This window comes from Kitasatospora atroaurantiaca, from assembly GCF_007828955.1.
GTDB lineage: Bacteria > Actinomycetota > Actinomycetes > Streptomycetales > Streptomycetaceae > Kitasatospora > Kitasatospora atroaurantiaca.
Window position 1 is genome coordinate 5,556,112 of sequence record NZ_VIVR01000001.1, and the last position, 20,610, is coordinate 5,576,721.

The 20,610-nt window shown below is 72.5% G+C and carries 19 protein-coding genes; 4 read left to right on the forward strand and 15 right to left on the reverse strand.

Annotation, left to right across the window (positions count from 1 at the left end):
• Window positions 1–51: 51 nt before the first annotated feature.
• The 9 genes from FB465_RS25160 to FB465_RS25200 form a co-directional block, all read right to left on the reverse strand.
• Entirely contained in the window at window positions 52–1,161 is a 1,110-nt protein-coding gene (locus tag FB465_RS25160) for an ABC transporter permease (RefSeq protein ID WP_246192823.1), read from the reverse strand.
• On the reverse strand, window positions 1,158–2,075 hold the full coding sequence (locus FB465_RS25165; protein WP_145794083.1) for an ABC transporter ATP-binding protein: 918 nt from the start codon (window positions 2,073–2,075) through the stop codon (window positions 1,158–1,160). Before FB465_RS25165 ends, FB465_RS25160 begins: the two co-directional genes overlap by 4 nt.
• Before the next feature lie 111 nt (window positions 2,076–2,186).
• Window positions 2,187–3,359: an FHA domain-containing protein gene (locus FB465_RS25170; protein WP_145794085.1), complete on the reverse strand. Its 1,173-nt coding sequence runs from the start codon at window positions 3,357–3,359 to the stop codon at window positions 2,187–2,189.
• Window positions 3,360–3,405: 46 nt separating this feature from the next.
• Entirely contained in the window at window positions 3,406–4,734 is a 1,329-nt protein-coding gene (locus FB465_RS25175) for a vWA domain-containing protein (protein ID WP_145794087.1), read from the reverse strand.
• A 37-nt stretch (window positions 4,735–4,771) separates the two neighbouring features.
• Window positions 4,772–5,884 carry a PP2C family protein-serine/threonine phosphatase gene (locus FB465_RS25180; protein ID WP_145794088.1) on the reverse strand — a complete coding sequence of 371 codons (1,113 nt, stop codon included), beginning with the start codon at window positions 5,882–5,884 and terminating at the stop codon, window positions 4,772–4,774.
• 4 nt (window positions 5,885–5,888) lie between these two features.
• The gene (locus FB465_RS25185; RefSeq protein WP_145794090.1) at window positions 5,889–8,288 is read right to left on the reverse strand and encodes a serine/threonine-protein kinase; all 2,400 of its coding nucleotides are present in this window, start codon (window positions 8,286–8,288) and stop codon (window positions 5,889–5,891) included.
• A gap of 5 nt (window positions 8,289–8,293) precedes the next feature.
• The gene (locus tag FB465_RS25190) at window positions 8,294–9,652 is read right to left on the reverse strand and encodes a hypothetical protein (RefSeq protein ID WP_425461214.1); all 1,359 of its coding nucleotides are present in this window, start codon (window positions 9,650–9,652) and stop codon (window positions 8,294–8,296) included.
• Window positions 9,653–9,702: 50 nt separating this feature from the next.
• Entirely contained in the window at window positions 9,703–10,632 is a 930-nt protein-coding gene (locus tag FB465_RS25195) for a glutamate ABC transporter substrate-binding protein (protein ID WP_145794092.1), read from the reverse strand.
• A 12-nt stretch (window positions 10,633–10,644) separates the two neighbouring features.
• Window positions 10,645–12,009: a hypothetical protein gene (locus FB465_RS25200; protein WP_246192824.1), complete on the reverse strand. Its 1,365-nt coding sequence runs from the start codon at window positions 12,007–12,009 to the stop codon at window positions 10,645–10,647.
• Between the two features lie 227 nt (window positions 12,010–12,236).
• On the opposite strand from FB465_RS25200, the gene FB465_RS25205 reads away from it, so the two are divergent.
• Complete coding sequence (locus tag FB465_RS25205; RefSeq protein WP_246192825.1) at window positions 12,237–12,812, forward strand: nucleosidase; 576 nt, start codon at window positions 12,237–12,239, stop codon at window positions 12,810–12,812.
• Window positions 12,813–12,845: 33 nt separating this feature from the next.
• Here the strand turns inward: FB465_RS25205 and FB465_RS25210 are convergent, their stop codons facing one another.
• Entirely contained in the window at window positions 12,846–13,268 is a 423-nt protein-coding gene (locus FB465_RS25210) for a hypothetical protein (RefSeq protein WP_145794095.1), read from the reverse strand.
• A gap of 353 nt (window positions 13,269–13,621) precedes the next feature.
• Between FB465_RS25210 and FB465_RS25215 the strand changes: the two genes are divergently transcribed.
• Window positions 13,622–14,203: a lysozyme family protein gene (locus tag FB465_RS25215; protein WP_145794097.1), complete on the forward strand. Its 582-nt coding sequence runs from the start codon at window positions 13,622–13,624 to the stop codon at window positions 14,201–14,203.
• 3 nt (window positions 14,204–14,206) lie between these two features.
• A complete protein-coding gene (locus FB465_RS25220; protein WP_145794099.1) occupies window positions 14,207–15,181 on the forward strand; it encodes a hypothetical protein in 975 nt (324 codons plus the stop codon).
• A 35-nt stretch (window positions 15,182–15,216) separates the two neighbouring features.
• On the opposite strand, the gene FB465_RS25225 is transcribed toward FB465_RS25220, so the two are convergent.
• Window positions 15,217–15,828: a cysteine hydrolase family protein gene (locus FB465_RS25225; RefSeq protein WP_145794101.1), complete on the reverse strand. Its 612-nt coding sequence runs from the start codon at window positions 15,826–15,828 to the stop codon at window positions 15,217–15,219.
• Between the two features lie 71 nt (window positions 15,829–15,899).
• Between FB465_RS25225 and FB465_RS25230 the strand changes: the two genes are divergently transcribed.
• Entirely contained in the window at window positions 15,900–16,853 is a 954-nt protein-coding gene (locus FB465_RS25230) for a GlxA family transcriptional regulator (protein ID WP_145794102.1), read from the forward strand.
• Here FB465_RS25230 and FB465_RS25235 read toward each other — a convergent pair.
• The 4 genes from FB465_RS25235 to FB465_RS25250 all read right to left on the reverse strand — a co-directional run bounded on the left by FB465_RS25235 (window position 16,844) and on the right by FB465_RS25250 (window position 20,606).
• Window positions 16,844–17,275, reverse strand: a complete 432-nt coding sequence (locus tag FB465_RS25235; protein WP_145794104.1) for a hypothetical protein — start codon at window positions 17,273–17,275, stop codon at window positions 16,844–16,846. The two genes, FB465_RS25230 and FB465_RS25235, sit on opposite strands and share 10 nt — an antisense overlap.
• Before the next feature lie 76 nt (window positions 17,276–17,351).
• A complete protein-coding gene (locus FB465_RS25240) occupies window positions 17,352–18,383 on the reverse strand; it encodes an N-acetylglucosamine kinase (RefSeq protein ID WP_145794106.1) in 1,032 nt (343 codons plus the stop codon).
• A gap of 52 nt (window positions 18,384–18,435) precedes the next feature.
• Window positions 18,436–19,722, reverse strand: coding sequence for a 6-phospho-beta-glucosidase (locus FB465_RS25245; protein ID WP_145794107.1), 1,287 nt, complete (start codon window positions 19,720–19,722; stop codon window positions 18,436–18,438).
• Window positions 19,722–20,606 (reverse strand): carbohydrate ABC transporter permease, encoded by an 885-nt coding sequence (locus tag FB465_RS25250; RefSeq protein WP_145794109.1) that lies wholly within the window; start codon window positions 20,604–20,606, stop codon window positions 19,722–19,724. The genes FB465_RS25245 and FB465_RS25250 overlap by 1 nt, the downstream gene beginning before the upstream one ends.
• Window positions 20,607–20,610: the final 4 nt, after the last annotated feature.

A 20,610-nucleotide genomic window follows, 5' to 3' on the forward strand; every position in this document is an offset into this window, starting at 1 on the left:
TCGGCGTACGACCCCCTGCTCACCCGATCCGTAGACCGGCGTCGGTCGGTCCTACGCGTCGTCCCAGCTGAAGAAGCGCCAGGCGATCGCCGTCATCACGGCGGCGAAGGCCAGCAGTCCGCCCATGGCGGGCAGGGCGTCCATCAGGCCGCCGCCCCGGGTCAGCACCGACTGGGCGGAGGTGACCAGGTAGCGCAGCGGCAGGAAGCGGGAGAAGGTCTGCAGCCAGTCGGGCGCTCCGTCCAGCGGGAAGAACGCACCGCCGAGGAACGACATCGGCAGCACGATGATCTGGTTGATCCCGTTCGCCGCCTCCTCGGTCTTGGCGACCGCGCCCGTGACCAGGCCGATCGACATGAAGGCGATCGTGGAGCAGACCACCAGCGGCACGATCAGCCACCAGTCGCCGGTGAGCTTCAGGCCGAAGAACGGCATGGTGGCCACCACCAGGAAGATCGCGGTCTGGGCCAGCGCGACCGCCACGCTCACGCCCACCCGCGCGCCGACCACGGCGCCGGCGCTGACCGGTGCCAGCCGGAGCCGGCGGAGCACCCGCTTCTTGCGCCAGTTGACCAGGGTGAACGAGGCGCCGAACACCGCGCCGGTCGCGATCGCCCAGCCCAGCAGGCCGGGTGTCAGGTACTGGATCGGCTTCAGCGAGTTGTCCTCGACCTGGCTCGGTACCAGCGTGAAGGCCGGCTCCCGGCCGGAGGCCGCCTGGTTGGCCTGCCGCACCACGGAGTCGATGATGGCCCGTACGCTGCCGCCCTTGACCTGGTCGGCCGCGCTGAAGCGCAGCACCACCTGGCCGCCCGGGCCCTGCTCGATCAGCCCGTCCAGCTCGCCCTTCTTCACCTTCTGGAGGGCGGCGCTCTCGTCGTCGACCTTGGTGATGGTGAGGACCTTCTCCAGCTCCGCCCGGCCGTCGCCCTGCACCGAGTCCAGCACCTGCACCTGGCCGACCTGGGCGACCTTCACGTGCGAGGCGCCGGCGCTCTTGAACAGCACGCCGAAGAGCAGCAGGAACATCAGCGGCATGGCCAGCACGAAGAACAGCGCGGCCTTGTCCCGCAGGAAGCCGACCAGCATCACCCGGGAGAGGCTGGCGAACGCGCTGACCCGCTCCTTCTCGGTCCGGTCAGCAGGGGGAGGAGTGCTCATGCGCGGTACTCCCGTCCGGTCAGCTGGAGGAAGACGTCCTCCAGGGTGGCTCCGCGCACCTCGAGTCCGCGCAGGGCGCCCTGCTCCGCCAGTACGGAGAGCACCGGGGCCGGGGCGCGGGTCGAGACGGCGAGTGAGACCCCGTCGTCCTCCAGGTTGGTGATCTCGGCGCCGGCGGCGGTGAACAGCGCGCGGGCCGAGTCCGCGGTCAGCAGGCCTGACTCGACGCTCACCCGCACGGTGTCGTCGATCTCGCGGACCAGCGCCGCCGGGGCGCCCGTCCGCAGCACCTTGCCGTGGTCCATCACCGAGACCCGGTCGCAGAGCACCTCGGCCTCGTCGAGGTAGTGGGTGGTCAGCACGACCGTACGGCCTTCGGAGTTGATGTCCCGGAGCAGGTCCCAGAGGTTGCGGCGGGCCTGCGGGTCGAGGCCGGTGGTCGGCTCGTCCAGGAAGACCAGCTCCGGGTCGTGGGCCAGGGCGCAGGCGATGGAGAGCCGCTGCGCCTGGCCGCCGGACATCTGGTCGGTCAGCACGGACGCGGAGTCGGCCAGGCCGACCCGCTCCAGCATCGCATCGGCGCGCTTGGGGCCGACGCCGTAGAAGGAGGCGAAGGTGCGGATGGTCTCACGGGCCGTCAGCTTCACGAAGAAGGCCGAGGCCTGGAACTGCACGCCGATGCGCGGCAGCAGCTTGGTGTTGCGCGGCCAGGGGGCCATCCCCAGCAGCTCGACGCGGCCCTCGTCGGGCTCGCGGATCCCCTCCAGGATCTCCAGAGTGGTGGTCTTACCGGCCCCGTTGGGCCCAAGAATTCCGTAGAACTCGCCAGTCTCGACGGTGAGTGACACCCCGTCGACGGCCTGGACATCCCCGTACCGCTTCCGGATCACGTCAGCGGTTATTGCTGCAGTCATGCCCACAGACACTAGGGCTTGGTGAGGGTCCCGTGCGAGTCTCTGTGCGAATCTTGAGGATTGCCGGACGGGCCGTGGAGGCCGGGCCGCGAGGGCCCGGCCGACGGTCCGTCAGGAGCGGTGCAGGGTGATGGTGGTCCAGGCGCCGATGTGGATCCGGTCGCCGTCGTTCAGCGGGATCGCCGTGTGCGGGGGCACCGGGTCGGCGCCGCCGTTGACGGTGGTGCCGTTGGTGGAGTCCTGGTCGACCAGCACCCAGCTGCCGTCGGCCTGTTCGGCCAGCATGGCGTGCTGGTGCGAGGCTCCCGGGTCCTCCGGCGGCACCGAGAGGTCGATCTCCGGCACGGTGCCGCGGTGCTGGCTGCGCCGGCCGATCCGCAGCTGGCCGCGGCCGGTCAGCGGGATACGACGCTCCGGGCAGTACGGCGGGAAGAACAGCCCGGCGGCCTCGGGGCCGCTGCGCGCCATCATGTCGGTGAAGTAGTCGCGGTCGGCGCTGACCACGGCCATCCAGGTGGCGCGGGCGGGCGGCGCCGGGGGCCCGGCCGGGGCACCCGCGGGGGGCGCCAGCCGGAACGACGTCCCGAACTCGTCACCCGGGGCGTTCGGGCCGGGCTGCGCATACACCGGGCCGGTCCGCTCGTAGCCGTCGGGCTCGGGGAACGCCGGCGCCTGCTCGAACGGGCGGGCCTTCTCGAACGGGGCCGCGTTCTCGTAGGGCCGGGCCTTCTCGAACGGCGAGCCACCCTCGAACGAGGAGGAGGGCTCGAACGGCCCGGGAGCGGGCGTCGGGGGCCGGAACGGCGAAGGCTCCGCGGGCGGTGGCGGCGGCACCGGCGGCTGGTACGGAGCGGGCGTGGGCGCAGGCGCCGGGGTCGGCGGCTGGTACGGGGAGGGGGAGGGCGCGGGCGGCGGGTAGCCGTACCCGGCCGGTGCGGCCGCGGCGGGCGGGCTCTGCCGGCGGGACGGCGAGGAGAGGTCGTAGTCGTACCCGCACTCCTCGCAGTACCGCCCGGTCTGCGGCGACCGGCAGATCGGGCAGGTGACCAGGCCGGCCGTGACGTCGGGCTGCCCCATCGGCTGCGCCGTAGGCGGGCCCACCGGCGGGGCCGGCGGCCGGGGTGCGCCGGGCGGCGGGCCGGGCGGCGCGGGGGGTGCGCCCGCAGGAGCGCCGAACGGCGCCGAGCCCGGCACGGCCAGGCCGGGCGGCGGCGTCATCGGGAAGCCGCAGAAGTCGCACCAGTCCTCGGCCTGCGACTCATGGCCCCTAGGGCAGATCGCCATCAATTCCCCCACATTCCAGCAGGCCTGCTTCGGTCAGCTGAACCGGTCACTTCTTCACCCGTACGGTCTTGGTCGACCGGGTCTCGAGAGTCATCGAGTCGGCCTCGGTCACGTTCTTACGGAACCGAACCGTACCCTCCTTCGGATCGACAACGTCGACCACCTTCTGCAGCAGCTTGAACGTGCCGTCGTTGCCGGTCTCGTGGGCGAGTCGTACGGCCGCGCCCAGCTTGGCCGTCGCGCGGTCGACGTCCCCGGCGCGGTGGGCCTCCAGGCCCTCCTGGATGGAGGACGCGAGCTCGGCCTGGCCGGTGTAGTGGGCGACCTGCGGGCTGATCCGGGTGGAGGAGGCCAGGTCATCCGTCCAGACGGCCTTGACGAGGCCCTGCGAGAGCACCTCGGAGCCGCCGTCGGGCTGCGGCAGGACGAGGCTGATCCGGGCGGCGAGCATCTCGTTGCCGACGGCGGCGGCCGGCACCTCGACGCACACGTGGTAGTCGCGGCTCTCGTCGCCCCACGAGCCGGTCGGGTAGTCGCCCGCCCGGGGCCCCGCCTCGGCCCGGCGGTCGGTCAGGTCCGCCATGTCGGGGGCGACCTGCTTGACGTACTTCACCACCGCGTTGGCGGGCGTCCAGACCCGCAGCGCGACGTCGGCGACCTGCTTGCCCATCGCCTTCTCCATCATGCTGCGGAAGTCCTCGGCCAGGCCGGAGGGCTCCGCGACGATGTCGACGGTGCCCAGCAGGGTGGAGGAGATCTTGCGCAGCTCGGCGACCTCCCAGTCGGTGCCGACGCCCCGGCAGTCGACGGTGAAGCGGCCGGTGACCTTGTCCAGGACGCGCTGCAGGTCGGCCGGCTTCTCGTGCTCGTTGCGGCCGTCGGTGAGCAGGATGCCGTGCCGGATGGCTATGTCGGCGCGGCTCTCGAACAGCTGGTGGGCCTTGGTCAGCCAGGTGCCGATCGCGGTGCCGCCGGCCGGGGTGAGCTTGCGCAGGGCCTGCTTGGCCTGGCCCCGGGTGGCGTCGTCGGCGATGGCGAGGCCCCGGTTGGCCGGGTAGACCTCGACGGCCTCGTGGGTGCCGGCCACCACGGCGAAGGCGACGCCGTCGCGCAGGGTGTCGATGGCGGCCGCGGTGGCCTCCCGGGCGTTGCGCATCTTGGCGGAGGGGTAGTCCATGGAACCCGAGCAGTCGACCATGATGACCACGGCCGCGCCCGCGCCGTCCACGGGTGCCGTCGGCAGCCCACCCGAGGTGCCACCGCCGGTCGCGGTGACGGTGACGATCGCGTTGACCTCCCGAGCCCCCTCCGCGAGGTACTCGTTCTGGAAGATGTCGACGCTGAATCGCGGGTGCGACTTGGACAGAATTGCCATCGCTGCTGCTCCTGTCGAGCGGTCGGATGAGTGATGGTCAGACGGTGACGGTGGCGACGGTCGGCGCGTACGTCGGCTGCGGCGGCACGGCCCGCAGGTCCACCAGGGTCGGGGCGTGCTCGTCGGCCGCCGGGGTGATCGGCAGCACGGCGACGGTGATGTTGTCGTGGCCGCCGGCCTCCACCGCGAACCTCACCAGGGTCCGGGCGGCGGCCAGCGGGTCCGTCCGGGCGTCGGCCCGGACGACCTCGGCCAGGTCGGTGGCGGCCTCGGCGTAGTTCCACAGGCCGTCGGTGCAGATCAGCAGCACGCCGGGGACGTGCGGGGTGAAGCTGACGGTGTGCGGGTCGATCTCCTCGGCGTCCGCGCCCAGCCAGCCGGTGATGGCGTGCGCGCGCGGGTCGGCGTACGCCTCCGCCTCGCCCATCAGCCCGGCGGCGACCATCCGGGCCGCCCAGGAGTCGTCCTCGGTCAGCCGGTACGGCTCGGCGCCCACCCGGTCGTCCGGGATCCAGTACGCGCGGGTGTCGCCGACCCAGCCGATGGTGACCAGCCCGGCGGCGGAGACCGCACTGACGTAGGTGCACGCGGGCGCGTTGAGGCTGCCGCCGGGCGTGGTGGTGCCGTCGTTCGCGAGCTCGGCGACCGCGCGTGCGGCCTCGGCGATCGCGCCGCGCATCGCGGTGTCGGGGCGCTGCCCCTGTTCCAGGGCGGTCAGCAGGGACTCGGAGGCGGCGTCCACGGCGGTGGCCGACGCCTCGTCAGGACGCGCGGAGGAGGAGACGCCGTCGCAGACCACCGCGACCACGGCCGGCTCGCCGCCGGGCAGCGAGGTGGCGGCGACGGTGAAGGCGTCCTCGTTGCGGTGGTGGCGCAGCCCACGGTCGGTGACCCCGGCGACGCCCGCCAGCGAGCGCTCCTGGTGGTCACGCGGGCGGGGCTGGACGCCCCCGCAGGCCTCGCAGTAGCCGTCCGCGGCGACCTCGGCCGCGCCGCAGTGGACGCAGCCCGGACGGGCCGGGTCGGCAGAGGCCTGTGGGGGATCGGTCCGGATCGGGGGATCGGCCAGGCTCAGACCGCAGGACCCGCAGAAGACGTCCTCCGGGTCCAGCGGCTCTGCACAGGTCGGGCACACGGTCTGCTGCGGCATTGGTTCACACCCACGTCCGGGGGCGGGCCCGGTTCGCCCGCTCCACCATTTCGATCCTGGTCTCGGCCCGGTCGGACAACCGCGCCAACACTCGATAGGAGTGTTCCAGGGCGAAGCGCAGTTCCCGCTCATTGGCGGGATGTCCGAGCAGGCTGAGCTCGCCGGCCTGCGGCGTCGCGGGGCCGGCGGGTCGGCCGGCCAGCACCCAGCCGAGGGCGGTGTCCAGCACCTCGACGGAGAGCTCCTCGCGGCGCCGGGCGTCCAGTGCGAGCGCGGTCAGCTGCTCGGAGCACCGGGCCAGTTCGGGGCCGATCGCCTCGTCGGGGGAGCGGCCGCGCAGCCGGGCCCGGACGGCGCCGATCCTGGCGGCCGTGAAGTGCACGGAGGCCTCGGGTACGGCCTCCAGGGCGCGTACCGCCCCGGGCCGGTCGTCGGCGGCGAGCCGGACGCGGGCGAGCCCGAAGGCGGCGCTGACGTACGCCCGGTCGGTGCTGCCCACCAGCCGGTAGAACTCGGCGGCGTCCTCGCCGTTGCCCAGCAGTTCGGCGCAGACGGCCAGGCCCAGCTTGGGTGCGGCCTCGCCGGGGAACGCGTCGTACACCGCGTCGAAGGCCTCGGCCGCCTCGGCGGGCCCGGATGTCACCAGCGCCGCGAGGCCGCGGTACCAGACCACCCGCCAGTCGTCGGGGTGGTCCGCCTCCAGCCCGGCCAGCGCGTCGGCGACGGCGGTCGCGTCGCGGAGCTCCAGGTGGGCCCGCAGCTCGCGCAGGGCCAGCTCGACGGAGGGCGCCGGAGCGCTGCTCAGGGCGGCCAGCGCCTCGGCGGGTGCACCGGCGACGAGGGTCGCCAGGAAGCCGGCGTTCGGGTCGGATGGGTCGACCCGGGGGACCGGCAGGGCCAGTGCGGCGGCCGCCGGGTCGATCGGCTCGGTGGCCAGCTCGGTGTCCACGACCCGTAGTTCCGGGCCGAAGAGGGTGGAGAGCGCCGGGCGCGGCCGGCCGTCCTGCAGGCTCAGCACCTCGCGCAGCACACCGGTCAGCTGGTCGGCCATCTCCTCGGCGGAGGAGAACCGGCGGGCCGGGTCGGGGTCGGTGGCGCGGACCAGGAACCGGTAGTACGACTCGTACTGCGCGAAGAGCGGCACCTGTTCGGGGCCGGGCAGCTCGAAGCGGTAGGTGGTGCTGTAGCCCTGGAAGTCGAAGGTCAGCACGGCCAGGGTGCGGGCCACGGTGTAGAGATCGGAGGCGGGTGACGGGCCGTCGGTGGCGATCTCGGGCGCCTGGTAGCCGACGGTGCCGTAGATCGGGCCGTCGTCGTCGAAGCGGCGGACGGCGCCCATGTCGATGATCTTGAGCGAGTCCTCGCTCTGTATCACGTTGTCGATCTTGAAGTCGCAGTACACCAGCCCGCGGCCGTGCAGGTAGCCCAGCGCGGGCAGCGCCTCCAGCGCGTACGCGATGGCCTGCTCGACCGGCAGCGGGTCGCGGCGGCCGTCCGGCGTGCGGCGGTCGTTGGCGATGTCCTTGAGCGACTTGCCGCCGACGTACTCCATGACGATGTAGCCGTCGGTGGAGCCGGTCCGCAGGTCCGGGTGCTCGACGAAGTTGATGATGCGGACGATGTTCGGGTGGTCCACCTCGGCCAGGAAGCGGCGCTCGGCGATGGCCACCGCGAGGGCGTCCTCGTCCCCGGTGTCCAGCAGGCCCTTGAGCACCACCCAGCGGTCGCTCACCCGGCGGTCCACCGCGAGGTAGATCCAGCCCAGGCCGCCGTGCGCCAGGCAGCCCAGCACCTCGTACTGACCGCCCACCAGATCGCCGCGGACCAGCTTGGGCGTGAACGAGTACGGCGTGCCGCACTTGGTGCAGAAGCCGTCCGGCCGGCCCGGCCGGCCGTTCTTCTCCCGGCCGACCGGGGTCTCGCACTTGCTGCAGAACCGCTTGCGCTCGGGCACCTCGGGGTCGGCCAGCACGGCCGCCGCCGGGTCCGGGCTCGGCACGCTGGGCACCGTCACCAGGCCGGCGCCCAGACTGCCGCGCCGCGCGGTGCCGGTGCTGCCCTTGCTGCTGCGCACCGAGACCGAACGGCCGCTGCCGGTACGGGAGGAGCGGTGCGAGCGGGAGCGCCCGGACATCGCGCGCGCGGAGCCCGTACGTGAGGAGTCGGGGGAGACGCGCGCCGAGGGCACATACGGCTCGGTCCGCCCGTCGGGCTCGGCGGCCAGGCCGCACTCGTCGCAGTAGCCGTCCGCGTCGATGGTGCCGGGACAGTCACGGGTGCACCCGGCCCCGCTGCCTGCGGGGACGGCCACCGGCAGCGGGGCCAGCCCGCACTCGGTGCAGTACCCGTCCTCGTCGATGACGCCGTCGCCGGAGCACTCCGGCCGCGCACATGCCTCGCCCATCACCCTCAAGCCCCCTGCCCGTCCTGGTACCTGTCCACCGGCGCAGCCGCCGGTGCCCCCGCCGCCGGCCTGGCCGGCGGCCGTAGCGCCTGCTGGAAGCGGCCCACGGCGTCGGCCGCCGCCCGCAGGTCGCAGGGAGCGCTCCAGAGCAGCCAGCGGGCCTTCTCGAAGCGCTCGATCACCTCCGGGTCCTCGGCGACGCCCAGGCGTGCGGCCATCGCCTTGTACGCCTCCAGCCGGCCGCGCAGCTCGGCGCGGACCGCGAGCGGCTGGGCCACCTCGGTCAGCGAGTGCCTGGCCCGCGTCAACTCCTTGGCCGCGGCGTCCTCCAGGGCGTCCAGCAGCGGCGCGAGCCGGTGCCACTGACCGCTCTGCTGCAGCTCCGAGGCCTGGACGATCCGCTCGCGCAGCGCCGAGGCCGGGCCCGGCACGGCGGGCACCTCGGTCGCGGCGATCTTCGCCAGCACCTCGCCCCTGGCCCGCCGGGCCTCGGCGAGCGTGGCATCGGCGCGCTGCAGCAGATCGCCGACTTGCTGCAGCCGCTCCTGGGCCTCGTCCCGCAGGCGCAGCAGCCCCTCCAGCTCAACCCGGACACCGTCCAGCGCCCGGCCCGCCCGGTCGAAGCGCTCGGTGTCCACCACTCCGGACATCGCGGCGTACGAGGCCGTGATGGTGACGCCGCCGCCCTGCGCGGGTACCCGGCCGGGGCGCCACAGCGCCAGCGGGTCGGCCAGCACCTCGGCCCGCAGCGCCGTCAACTCGGTCGCCAGCCCGGCCAGATCGTCGGCCAGCGGGTGCACACCCGGCCGCACGCCGACCGAGACGGAGAGCATCCGGACCCGTCCGAGCTCGGCCAGCAGCAGGTCGATCCTGGCGGGCAGCGCGGACCACACGGCGTCGGCGGCGTTCACCACCTCCAGCACGGTGGCGTACCAGGCGTTCATCCGGTCCATCAGCTCGGCCAGGCTGACCTGCTCCACCAGCCGGGCCGGCACCGGGCCGGCCACGTCGGGCAGTTGGCCGCCCGAGACGGTGACGGCGGCGCCGCCGAGCAGCTCGCTCAGCTCGGCCAGCTCCGGGCTGCCCGGCCGGTTGCGCCGCGAGCGGACCGCCCGGGCCGAGGCCAGCGCCTCCGAGTAGCGGTCGAAGAGCGCCCAGAGCAGCGTCAGGCCCTGCTCGGCGACGGACCAGCGCTCCCGGGTACGTCCGCTCAGCGCGGCGCCCTCCAGCAGGCGGCGGCCGGGGTGGTCCTGCAGAGCCAGCAGCGCGGCCTCCACGGCATCGCGCTCCGCGCCCAGCCGCGCCAGTGCGCGGTCCACCTCCTCCCGGCTCATCACCGGGCCAGCAGATCCTGCCAACGCCACGTCCTTCCTCTCCTCCGTCGTGATGTCTCGTCCGTTGAAAGCCCCTCAGACTACTTCTGGTACTCCGCCGAGGAGGCGCCCATGCTCGACGCCAGCCAGCGGTCGTAGGAGGCCTGCCAGCCGCCGTCGGCCCGGTAGTCCACCAGCACCTGGTTCACCCGTGCCACCAGGTCGGTGTCCTCCTTCTTCATCGCGATGCCCATGTGGGCGGGCGCGATGGTCTCGCCGGCCACCTCGACCGTCGGGTCCTGCGCGGCCTGCGCGGCCGCCAGTGCGACGTCCGTCAGGGTCGCGTCGACCTTGCCGAGCTGCATCAGCACCAGGCAGTCCAGCTGGTTCTCCTGCACCTTGACCTCCGAGGCGCCGCGCGAGTCCCGCTTGAGCTCCGCCTGCGAGGAGGACTGGTCGGCCACGCAGGCCCGCTTGCCGTTCAGCCCCTGCGCCATCGTGGTGACCTTCGCCGCCTTGGGCACCACCAGCCGCTGGCCGGAGGCGAAGTACGGCGCCGAGAAGGAGATCTCCTTCCACCGGTCGCAAGTGATCGTCATCGTACGCGTGATCAGATCGACCTGACCGGTCCTGATGGCTTCAATACGCTTCGCCGTCGGGACGGTCTTGAAGGTCACCTTCTCCGGGTCGCCGAGGACGGCCTTGGCCACCGCCCTTGCCAGGTCGATGTCGAAGCCCTCGATCCGGCCGGTCTGCGGGTTCCGGAAGCCCCAGTGGTAGCTGTTCTGGTCCACGCCGACGATCAGCGTGCCGCGGTGCTTGATCTCCTGGACCTTCGGCCCGCTCTCGGCCGAACTCGGCGGCAGGGTCTGCCCGCTGCAGTCGTCGGCCGGCCCGGCCGCGGCCTGCTCCGGCGCCCTCTCCGGCACGTGTGCGGCAACTCCCGGCGCTCCGTGGGAGGTTCCCGCGCCGAGCAATCCGGCGGCCACCACGGCCGCGAGCAGCAGAACCCGAGTCCGAACCGTACGCATGGTCATCTCCCCCTACCGGTACTCGGCCAGGCGCCGGCCGAGGCCCACGACCACTCCGACCGCCGCGAGCACGGCCAGCAGGCCCGCTCCGGCCGCCAGGGTGTCCAGCGAGCCGCCCACGCCCTGCGCCGATGCCTTGAACGCAGCCTGCTCGATGACCGCCGCCCGGGCGAGTTGCTGGTCCATCGCGTTGAACGCCTGATCCGAGGTGTCCGTGCCGCTACCGCCGGAGGTGCCGATGACGGTCTTCAGCGCGGCTTCGTAGTCGCCGCCGTCGTTGCTCGTTGCGGCGGCCCGGTGCCGGGAGTCCCAGGCGGTGAAGAGCGTCTGAGCCTGGGCCAGCGCCGAGTCGGCGTCGCGGGGCGCGTCCTGCCTGGCCTGGGCGAGCGTGCTGCCCCGGGCCCAGGACCGGCCGTTCGCCGCCGGCGGGCCGGACAGCATCTCGGTGACCGCCGTCCAGCGCTTGCTGTAGCCGTCCGTGGCGCCCCGGGCGACCAGGTCGAGGTTCTCGGCGGCACGGGACTGCAGTGCCTCGATCCGGGCCGCGTTCAGGGACCGCAGCGGGCCGGCGCCGTGCAAGCGGCTGTCCGCCAGGTCGACGCGGGCGGAGAGGCTGCTCGCCAGCAGCCAGAGCACCGCCGCCAGCACCGCCGCCGTCGCGCCGACCAGGCCCGCGTTGAACACCCGGTTGGTGCGGCGCAGCAGCTGCACCTGGCACCAGAGCAGCGCGGCCAGCGCCAGCACCCCGAGCCCGATCGCCGCCCACGGGAAGGACCTCGCCTCCGCGTAGTCGCCGTCCAGCTGCCGGGCCTCCGCGTCGACCAGGCGCTGCGCGGCCGGGAGCATGGTGTCCTGCATCTGATGGGAGGCGTAGCGCAGGTACGCGCCGCCGAGCGGCAGGCCCTGCCGGTTGTTGACCCGGGCGGTCTCCACCAGGCCCGCGTACTGCGGAAGTTGCTGGTTGAGCGCGGCCACCCACTGCTGGGCGTCGGAGGCCGCATCGGTGCGGGCCGCGGCCTGGGCGAGCAGCCGGGCGGCCGTCGCGAGGTCGTTCTCGTACCGGTCGCGCAGGGCCTGGGGCGCGTCGCCGGCGAGCAGGAAGCCGGAGGCCGCCGTGGTGTCGGCGTCGGCGAGTGAGCGGTAGATCTCGGCGGCGTCCTGGCTGAGCGGCTGGCTGTGCGAGACCACCTGGTCCGCCGCGTGTGCCCGGCCGCTGACCTGCCAGGCCGTCAGTGCGCCGAAGGCCACCACCAGGACGGCGAGGACCGCACTCGCCATCCGCAACCGGCCCGGCGCCGTGTCGACCGTCCGCCGCAGCTGCGCCAGAGCGCGCTGTGCGGACGGCGCCGGTCTCGGCGCCTGTTCCCCCGTCTTCACCGGTGTTGCCACCTGCCCCACCCTCCCCTGTGGACCGCCCCGTACGCGGGGCCGGGCCCGATGCCTGCAGTATGGCCGCCTGCTCCGACGGTCACACGTGAGTTGCGCGGATCTTGAGCTTCGGCCCGTGCTCTGTCGCGGGGCGTTCGGTCAGGGCGACGCGGGACGACCCTATGCGGTTCCCGCCCCCTGGGATCACCGGGGTGGCGCCGCCTACCATGGAGCCCATGCGCCTCCTCGGAACGATCACCCCCGACCGCCCGCTGCTCGTCCTGGCCGTCCAGGAGGAGGCCGGGTACCTCGGCGACGGCCTCCCCGTGCTGCTCACCGGCATGGGGAAGATCAACGCGGCCGCCTCGCTGGCCACCGTCCTGGCGCAGGGCGAACGCCCCTCGGAGATCGTCAACCTCGGCACCGCGGGCGCGCTGCGCCCGGGCTGGTCCGGTACCCACGAGATCGCGCAGGTGCTGCAGCACGACATCGACACCCCGGTGCTGAAGGCGCTCACCGGCAAGACGTACGGCGCAGCGATCACGCTGAGTGACGCGGCCGGGCCGACGCTGGCCACCGGTGACCTCTTCGTCTCCGACCCCGCGGCCCGCGACCGCCTGGCGCAGAGCGCGGACCTGGTCGACATGGAGGGCTACGCGATCGCCACCGTGGCCCGGCGGGCCGGTGTGCCGGTCCGGCTGGTCAAGCACGTGAGCGACGAGGCGGGCGAGGGCGCGGACCGTACCTGGCGCGAGTCGGTGGACGGCTGCGCCAAAATCCTCGCGGAGTGGGTGCGCGGCCAGGGGCTCTGAGCCCCCGGCCGCACGGACCTGCCGGTCGGCCGGTCAGGCGGTGATGCTCACGCCGGTCAGGGCCGGGACGAACTGGTCGAGCTCGGTGCGCCAGTAGCGGCCGATGTTCAGGCGGGTCGGCTTCTCCTCGCCCGGGAACTGGAAGCGCAGCGAGCTCCACAGGGTGCCGCGGTCCACCTGGGTGACCAGCCCGCGGGCCTGCTCCAGCGGGATCACGAAGGCGAGCTCCTTGGGGCGGTTGCTCATCCGCGAGGCGTGGTGCACGACCACGACCCGCTCGGTGAGGGTGACGAAGTAGTACTTGACGAACAGCTGGCCGATCAGGCCGAGCTGGCTCATCAGCCACGGGCTCGGCCCGGTGACGGTGTGGAAGGTGACGACGGGCCGGTCGCTCGGCTCGATCGCGGCGATCGCCGCGGCGACCTGCTCCTGCATGGTGGACTTGCGGATCGCCATCTGGCGTGTGCTCCCTGCGGATCGGCACCGTTACGGTGCGGTGGAACCCGGGAGAGTAGCGGTAATCGAACAGTCGGCTCAACGGCCAAAACGGGGCATCTCGGTACGTGACCAAAAGTTCATCTGGGATCCTCGGCGGCCCGATGCTTTCTGATTCAACATCAGGCGGCCGCCGATCGCGGTCCGTGACACCCAACTCCCCGCCCGGCTCGGCCAGATGCGCGCCGCCGGAACGGACGTACACTGAGAATGTCGCGCCGATGCGGGCGCAGCTTCGAGCTGGACAACCCCCCGTGTCCCGCCCTGCGGCGATCTCTCGACTCTCCGAAGACTCTCCGAAGAAGGTGGTCACTGTGACCCGCCTGCTCGATGAGGCCCTCGTCCCCACTCCTCCGCCCTCCCTCGGGGCTGCCACGAACGCCCCGGGCAAGATCTCCACGAGTCAGATTCAGTTCAACGAGAAGGGCAAGGGGCCGTCCGGCGAGGATGCGTGCCGGGCCGCCGCCCGCGAGGCGTGCCGGATTCTCGGGGTCCCGGAGACCCACTGGGTTCCCGGCATGGTGACGATCGCCGGACGGGAGAGCGCATTCAATGCTCCTAAGTGGCAGATCAACACCAATGACCTGAATGCCAAGAACGTACCCGGTCTGTTCGGCGGAGGCCCGGCCCCCGACGGTCACCCGGGGCAGTGCTCCAGAGGGGCGGTGCAGTGCATCCCGCAGACATTCGCCGCGAATCATGTGGCCGGGACGTCCCTGGACATCTACAACCTGGTCGCGTCGATCGCCGCCGGGATCCAGTACATCATCACCTCGTACGGAATCCGTCGCGACGGCGGTGATCTGCTGACGAAATCCCTCGGCCGGGGACACGGCAGCGCGAACGGCTTCGGTATTCAGCAGGCGGACCCGAATCGAGAACCGAGAGGATACTGACCGATGCCGCAGTGGAAGACTCTTCTCGACGGCGTCCTTGCGGTTCCCGAGAAGGTCTACGAGACGTTCCAGAACAACGGGGGATGGGACAACGACACCCGGTTCGGCCGACAGTTCGGCGAGAACGGTGTGGCCTGGTGCGCGATATTCGACTGGTGCATGTACTCGGACGCAGGGCTCGCCGACATCGTCCCGAAAACCGACAACGTGGGTACCTTCAGTACCTGGGCGCAGAAGCACGGTCAATGGTCGGAATTCCCCTCGATCGGCGCCTGGGTCAATTTCAGCAACGGCGGCCACACCGAGCTGGTCATCGGCTTCGACCAGAACAACGTGATCACCAAGGGTGGCAACTCGCTCCAGTCCGGAGCGGTCGACAACGGGCAGGGCAACGGCGTCTTCTCCCACAACTCGCCGCGCAGGGCGGCGAAGATCGTCGGATACTTCGCTCCTCACTTCCCCGACGGGGTGTGCCCGCCGACCGCGGACCCGAGCGACCCGCGTGGAGCCGCCGCGGTCGCCTCATGGCGCCACGGAGACCCGATCCCTCCGCAGAACGACGGAGGCCAGCAGGAGGCCGCCGGCCGGCCCGCTCCGCCGGCCGCTCCCAGACTCATGGAGGCTGACATGGCATCAGGACAGATCCCGACCGGCTACGGGGCCGACACGGTCGGCAACGTCACCGACCCGAGCAAGTGCACCGTGATTTTCATGAACGGACCGCACAGCGGCAAGATCGGCGACGTCTACAACTACTTCTTCTGCGACCACGGCAAGGCGAAGCTCAGAGTGGCGTTCAACGGCCCGAACGGCTGGCGGATCCAGCAGGTCACCGTGGACTCCGCGAGCGGCGCCGTCCCGGTCGCCCCGGAGGACAAGGAGTCGCACGCCTCGGTCTGCCGGATGCCGTTGGCCGACAACGACACGGCAAGCGCCAATATCCCGATCGGGTGGGGCACGAACGTGTTCGCCGCCTGATCAGCCACGCCCCACGTGCCCAGGGACCGCCGAGCTCACCGGCGTCCCTGGGTCCGGGCTGCCGCCTCCAGCACCGCCTGGGTGGTGACCACCTTGGCGAAGCGCATGGCGTGCAGCACCGCGGCCGTACCGCGGGCGAGTTGGGCGGCGGGCACGGCCTCGCCGTCCGGGCCGGCCATGTCGAAGGTGTGCATCGCGTCGATCGGGAAGACCACGTCGTAGCCGAGGTTGCCGCCCATCCGGGCCGTGGTCTCGTTGCAGACGTTGGTCATGATGCCGATGACCACCAGCTGGGTGGCGCCGCGCTCCTGGAGCCAGGCGTGCAGGTCGGGGGTGCCGTAGAAGGCGCTGTTCACGGTCTTGGTGATGTGCAGGTCCCACTTGGCTCCGGCCACCACCGGCTTGAGCTCGTACCCGGGGGTGCCGGGCACCAGCGGGCCGCGCGCGGACTGGTGCTGGACCATCACCACCGGCCGACCGGTGTCCTGCCAGGCCCTCAGGACCTCGCCGATCCGCTGCTCGGCCTCGGGGTTGTCCCGCGGGCCCCAGAAGTCCTCGTCCTCGAAACCCTGCTGGACGTCGATCACGAGCAGGACGGCGTCGTCGGCGATCTCGAGCGGGGCGTTGAATGCGCTGGTGTTCGTCATGGCTCCATGCTCTCGCCGGGCACGGGGAGCCGGTGAGAGGCTCTGCCGCCGGTGATCGATAGATTCCTGCCATGCGAACGGTGGGCTGCCTGATCCTCGACGGGGTACGCGCTTTCGACTACGCGGTGATCGGCGAGGTCTTCGCCAACCGGGCCACCAGGCCCGGGCTGCCGCCCTTCGAACTGCGGGTCTGCGGGCCCGAGGGCACCCGGGTGCGGCTCGGCGGCGGGCTGGAACGGCTCCCCGACCACGGCCTGGAGGCGCTGCCCGGCTGCGATCTGGTGATCGTGCCCGGTATCGAGGATCCGCTCGCGCCGACCGCTCCGGAGATCCTGGACGCGCTCCGGGCCGTCCACGAGCGCGGCGTCCCGGTCGCCTCGCTCTGCGCCGGCGCGTTCCTCCTGGCCGACGCCGGGCTGCTGGACGGCCGCCGCGCCACCACCCACTGGTGGCTGGCCGCCGAACTGGCCCGCCGCCACCCGGCCGTGGAGGTCGATCCCGAGGTGCTCTTCGCCGGGGACGGCGAGGTCTGGACCTCGGCCGGAGTCGCGGCGGGGATCGACCTCTGCCTGCACCTGGTCCGCTCGGCCCATGGCCAGCGGGCCGCCGCCGCGATCGCCCGGGCCATGGTCACCGCGCCGTTCCGGGCCGGCGGCCAGGCCCAGTTCATCCCGTCACCGGTGCCCGAGGACAGCGGCCGGGACGACTCGCTGGCAGCGGTCCGCGCCGCCGTCCTCGGCTCCCTCGAAACCCCATGGACCATCAAGCAGTTGGCCGCGCTGGCGCTGATGTCCGAACGGTCCTTCGCGCGCCGCTTCACCGAGGCGACCGGGACGCCCCCGCTGCGCTGGCTGCTGGAGCAGCGGGTCCTGACGGCCCAGCGGCTGCTGGAGGAGACGGACCTGCCGGTGGACGAGATCGCCGTCCGCTGCGGCTTCGGCTCGGCGGTCTCGCTGCGCCCGGCCTTCGTCCGCCGGGTCGGGGTCGCCCCGCGCGAGTACCGCAGGGCCTTCCGTCAGGGCTGAGCGGCCCAGCGCAGCGTGTACCAGGAGAGCCGGGCCAGCAGCAGCGCGATGGGCAGTTCGGCGACGTAGGCGAGCAGTGAGGCGAACAAGTAGTCGAGCGAGGGCGCGGCGGACATCACGTCGAAGTAGGCGTCCAGGGCGAAGAGCACAGAGGTCGCGGCGGCCAGCGGGCTGCTGCCCCGGTGCCGGCGGCGGACCAGCGCGGCGAGCGACAGCAGGGCGATCACCTCGAAGAGGTCCAGGCCGATCCAGGAGTTGGCGAAGTCCCGCGCGCCGACCCGGCCGTCGATCTGGAGGACCAGCACGCCGATCCACGGGATCAGCAGCAGCGCGGCGAAGGTCAGCAGCCTGGGCAGCCGCCGGAGCGTCCTCTCCTCGGACTGCCGCAGGCGGTCGGGGATCTCGGCTGTGCGCAGGCTCATGACGGAGGTCGTAGAAGATCACCGAGGGGTGGTGCGCGGGCGTGCGGGCCCGCGCACCACCCCGTCTGATGGATCGTCAGGCGGCCAGGGGCTGCGGCGTCGCGTACGAGGCGCGCAGGCGTTGCTGGGCGGCGGGCCCGCCGCCGAGGCCGCCGGCGGCCAGGTGGTCGAGCCCGAGCAGGGCGGCACCTAGCACCGGGGGCGCGATGACGATGCGCGGCTCGGCGAGCGGTGCGACGGCGGCCAGCCGGGCGGTCACGTTGTCGAGCAGCAGCGGTTCGCGGGAGGCCAGCACACCACCGCCGAGCACCACCGGGGTCGGCTCGGCCAGCAGCTCCAGCCTGGTCAGGGCGACCACCGCGAGTCTGGCGATCTCGTCCGCCTGGCGGTCGATCAGGTCCAGCGCGGTGGCGTCCCCGGCCGTGGCCGCCGCGAACAGGACCCGGACGATCTCGTGCAGCCGCCCCCGGTCGAGCCGGCCCAGGTGCATCGCCTCCGCGACGGCGTTGGTGCTGGGCAGCCCGAAGTGCGCGGCGATCGCGGCGGCGAGCGCGGTCGGCGCGCCCCGGCCGTCCTCCGCACGGGCCGCGTGCCACATGGACTCCGAGGCCAGCCCGCCGCCGCCGCCCCAGTCCCCGGTCAGTTGGCCGAGGGCGGGGAAGCGGGCGGTACGGCCGTCCGGCAGCAGGCCGACGCAGTTGATCCCGGCGCCGCAGACCACGGCGACACCGCGCGGCCCGTCGGTGCCGGCCCGCAGCAGGCCGAAGGTGTCGTTGGCGACGGCACTCGATCTGCCCCACGGTCTGGCCGCGATCGCGGCCTGCAGCAGCTCCTCCTCGACCGGCAGGTCGGCGTTGGCCAGGCAGGCGCTGACATGGGTGGTCAGGACGCCGTCGAGGTTCAGCCCGGCCTCGGCGGCCGCCGCCTCGACCAGCGGCGCCAGGCCCGCGATCGCCTCCTCGGCGCCGTCGAGCTGGGGCTGGAAGCCGCCGCCGCGGGCGGTGCCGAGCACCGTGCCGTCGGCGCCGACCAGGGCGACGTCGGTCTTGCTGTTCCCGGCGTCGATGGCGAGGACGCCGGGGAGTTGCTCAGTGTGCTGGTGGTCCATCAGGTCCCCGCCTTGTACGTGCCCCGGCCGCCCCGGCCGGGGAGGATGCCGCTCAAGCCCAGCCGAGGTGCTCGCGGTTGTGCGCCAGCAGGCGGTCCGTCAGCCGGTCGGCGAGCTCCAGCTGGCCCACCAGGGGGTGGGCGAGCAGGGCGTCGAACACCCGGTCGCGGCCGCCCCTGAGCGCCGCGTCCAGGGCGAGCTGCTCGTACGCCGTGACGGCGGCGATCAGGCCCGCGTACAGCGGCTCGACCGGCCGCTGCGCCAGCGGTCGTACGCCGTCCGCGTCGACGGCGGCCGGAACCTCGATCACGGCGTCGTCCGGCAGGAAGGGCAGGATGCCGTCGTTGCGGGTGTTGACCACCTGGACACTGGTGCCGCCGTCGGTGCCCAGCAGCGAGGCGATCAGCTGGACGGCGGCCTCGGAGTAGAACGCGCCGCCGCGCTTGCCGAGCAGCGCGGGCTTGGTGTCCAGCGTCGGGTCGGCGTACATCGTCAGCAGCTCCTGCTCGATGGCCGCCACCGCCGCCGCGCGTGAGCCCTTGACCTTGAGCTCCTCCACCACCAGGTCGTGCTGGTAGAAGTACCGCAGGTAGTACGAGGGGACGACGCCGAGCCGCCGGATCACCGGGAGCGGCAGCAGCAGGTCGTCGGCGATCTGCGGGCCGTACGAGGTGAGCAGCTCCGGCAGCACCTCGCGCCCGCTGTCGGAGCCCGGCGCGTCCAGCAGGGTGACGCCGCGCTCCCAGGTGAGGTGGTTGAGGCCGACGTGGTCCAGCCGGATCAGCTCGGGTGCCACGCCCAGGTGCGCGGCGAATCTGCGCTGGAAGCCGATCGCCACGTTGCACAGGCCGACGGCCTTGTGGCCGGCGGTCTGCAGGGCCCGGGTGACGATGCCGACCGGGTTGGTGAAGTCGACGATCCAGGCGTCCGGGCTGGCCCGGCGGACCTGTTCGGCGATGTCGAGCACCACCGGCACCGTCCGTAGCGCCTTGGCCAGTCCGCCGGCGCCGGTGGTCTCCTGGCCGACGCAGCCGCACTCCAGCGGCCAGGTCTCGTCCTCGTTGCGCGCCGCCTGCCCGCCGACCCGCAGCTGCAGCAGTACGGCGTCCGCGCCGGCGACCCCAGCCGCCACGTCCGAGGTGGTGGTCACCACCGCGTCGTGGCTCTGCCTGGCGAAGATCCGCCGGGCCAGCCCGCCGATCAGCTCCAGCCGCTCGGCGGCCGGGTCGATCAGGACCAGCTCGCCGATCGGGAGCGTGTCGCGGAGCCGGGCGAAACCGTCGATCAGCTCCGGCGTGTAGGTCGAACCGCCGCCGACGATTGCCAACTTGAGTGACATCAGCCCTTGACCCCTGTCAAAGTCACGCCTTCGATGAAGGCCTTCTGCGCGAAGAAGAACAGCACGATCACCGGAGCCATCACGAGCAGCGTCGCGGCCATGGTGAGATTCCAGTTGGTGTGGTGGGCGCCCTTGAAGGACTCCAGCCCGTACGAGAGCGTCCAGGCGCCCTCGTTCTCGCTGGCGTAGATCTGCGGCCCGAAGTAGTCGTTCCAGCAGTAGAAGAACTGGAACAGCGCCACCGCCGCGATGGCCGGCCTGGCCATCGGCAGGACCACCCGCAGCAGCGTGCGGAGGTCCCCGCAGCCGTCGATCCGGGCCGCCTCGATGTACTCCTTGGGGATGGTCAGCAGGAACTGCCGCAGCAGGAAGATCGAGAACGCGTCGCCGAAGGCCATCGGGATGATCAACGGCCAGAGCGTGCCGGTGAGATGGAGCTGCTTGGCCCAGAACAGGTACATCGGGACGACCGTCACCTGTGGCGGCAGCATCATCATCGAGATCACCGCCATCAGCGCCAGGTTCCGGCCCCGGAAGCGGAACTTGGCCAGCGCGTACGCGACCGGGACGCTGGAGACGACGGTCAGCAGGGTGCCGAGGCCGGCGTACACCAGGGTGTTGCGCCACCAGCCGAGGAAGCCCGGCGTCTGCCACACCTTCAGGTAGTTGCCCCACTGCCACTGGGTGGGCCAGAGCTCGGAGGTGAGGGCCTGGCGGTCCGTCATCACCGAGGTGAGGAAGACGAACACGAAGGGCAGCAGGAAGAACAGCGCGGCCGCGACGGCGAGCGAGTGCACGGCCACCCAGTGCAGGACGGCCCGCCGGCGGGCCACCCGGGCGGCGGCGGTCCTCGCGGTGAGCGGCAGGGAGATCGTCAGGGTCATTCGC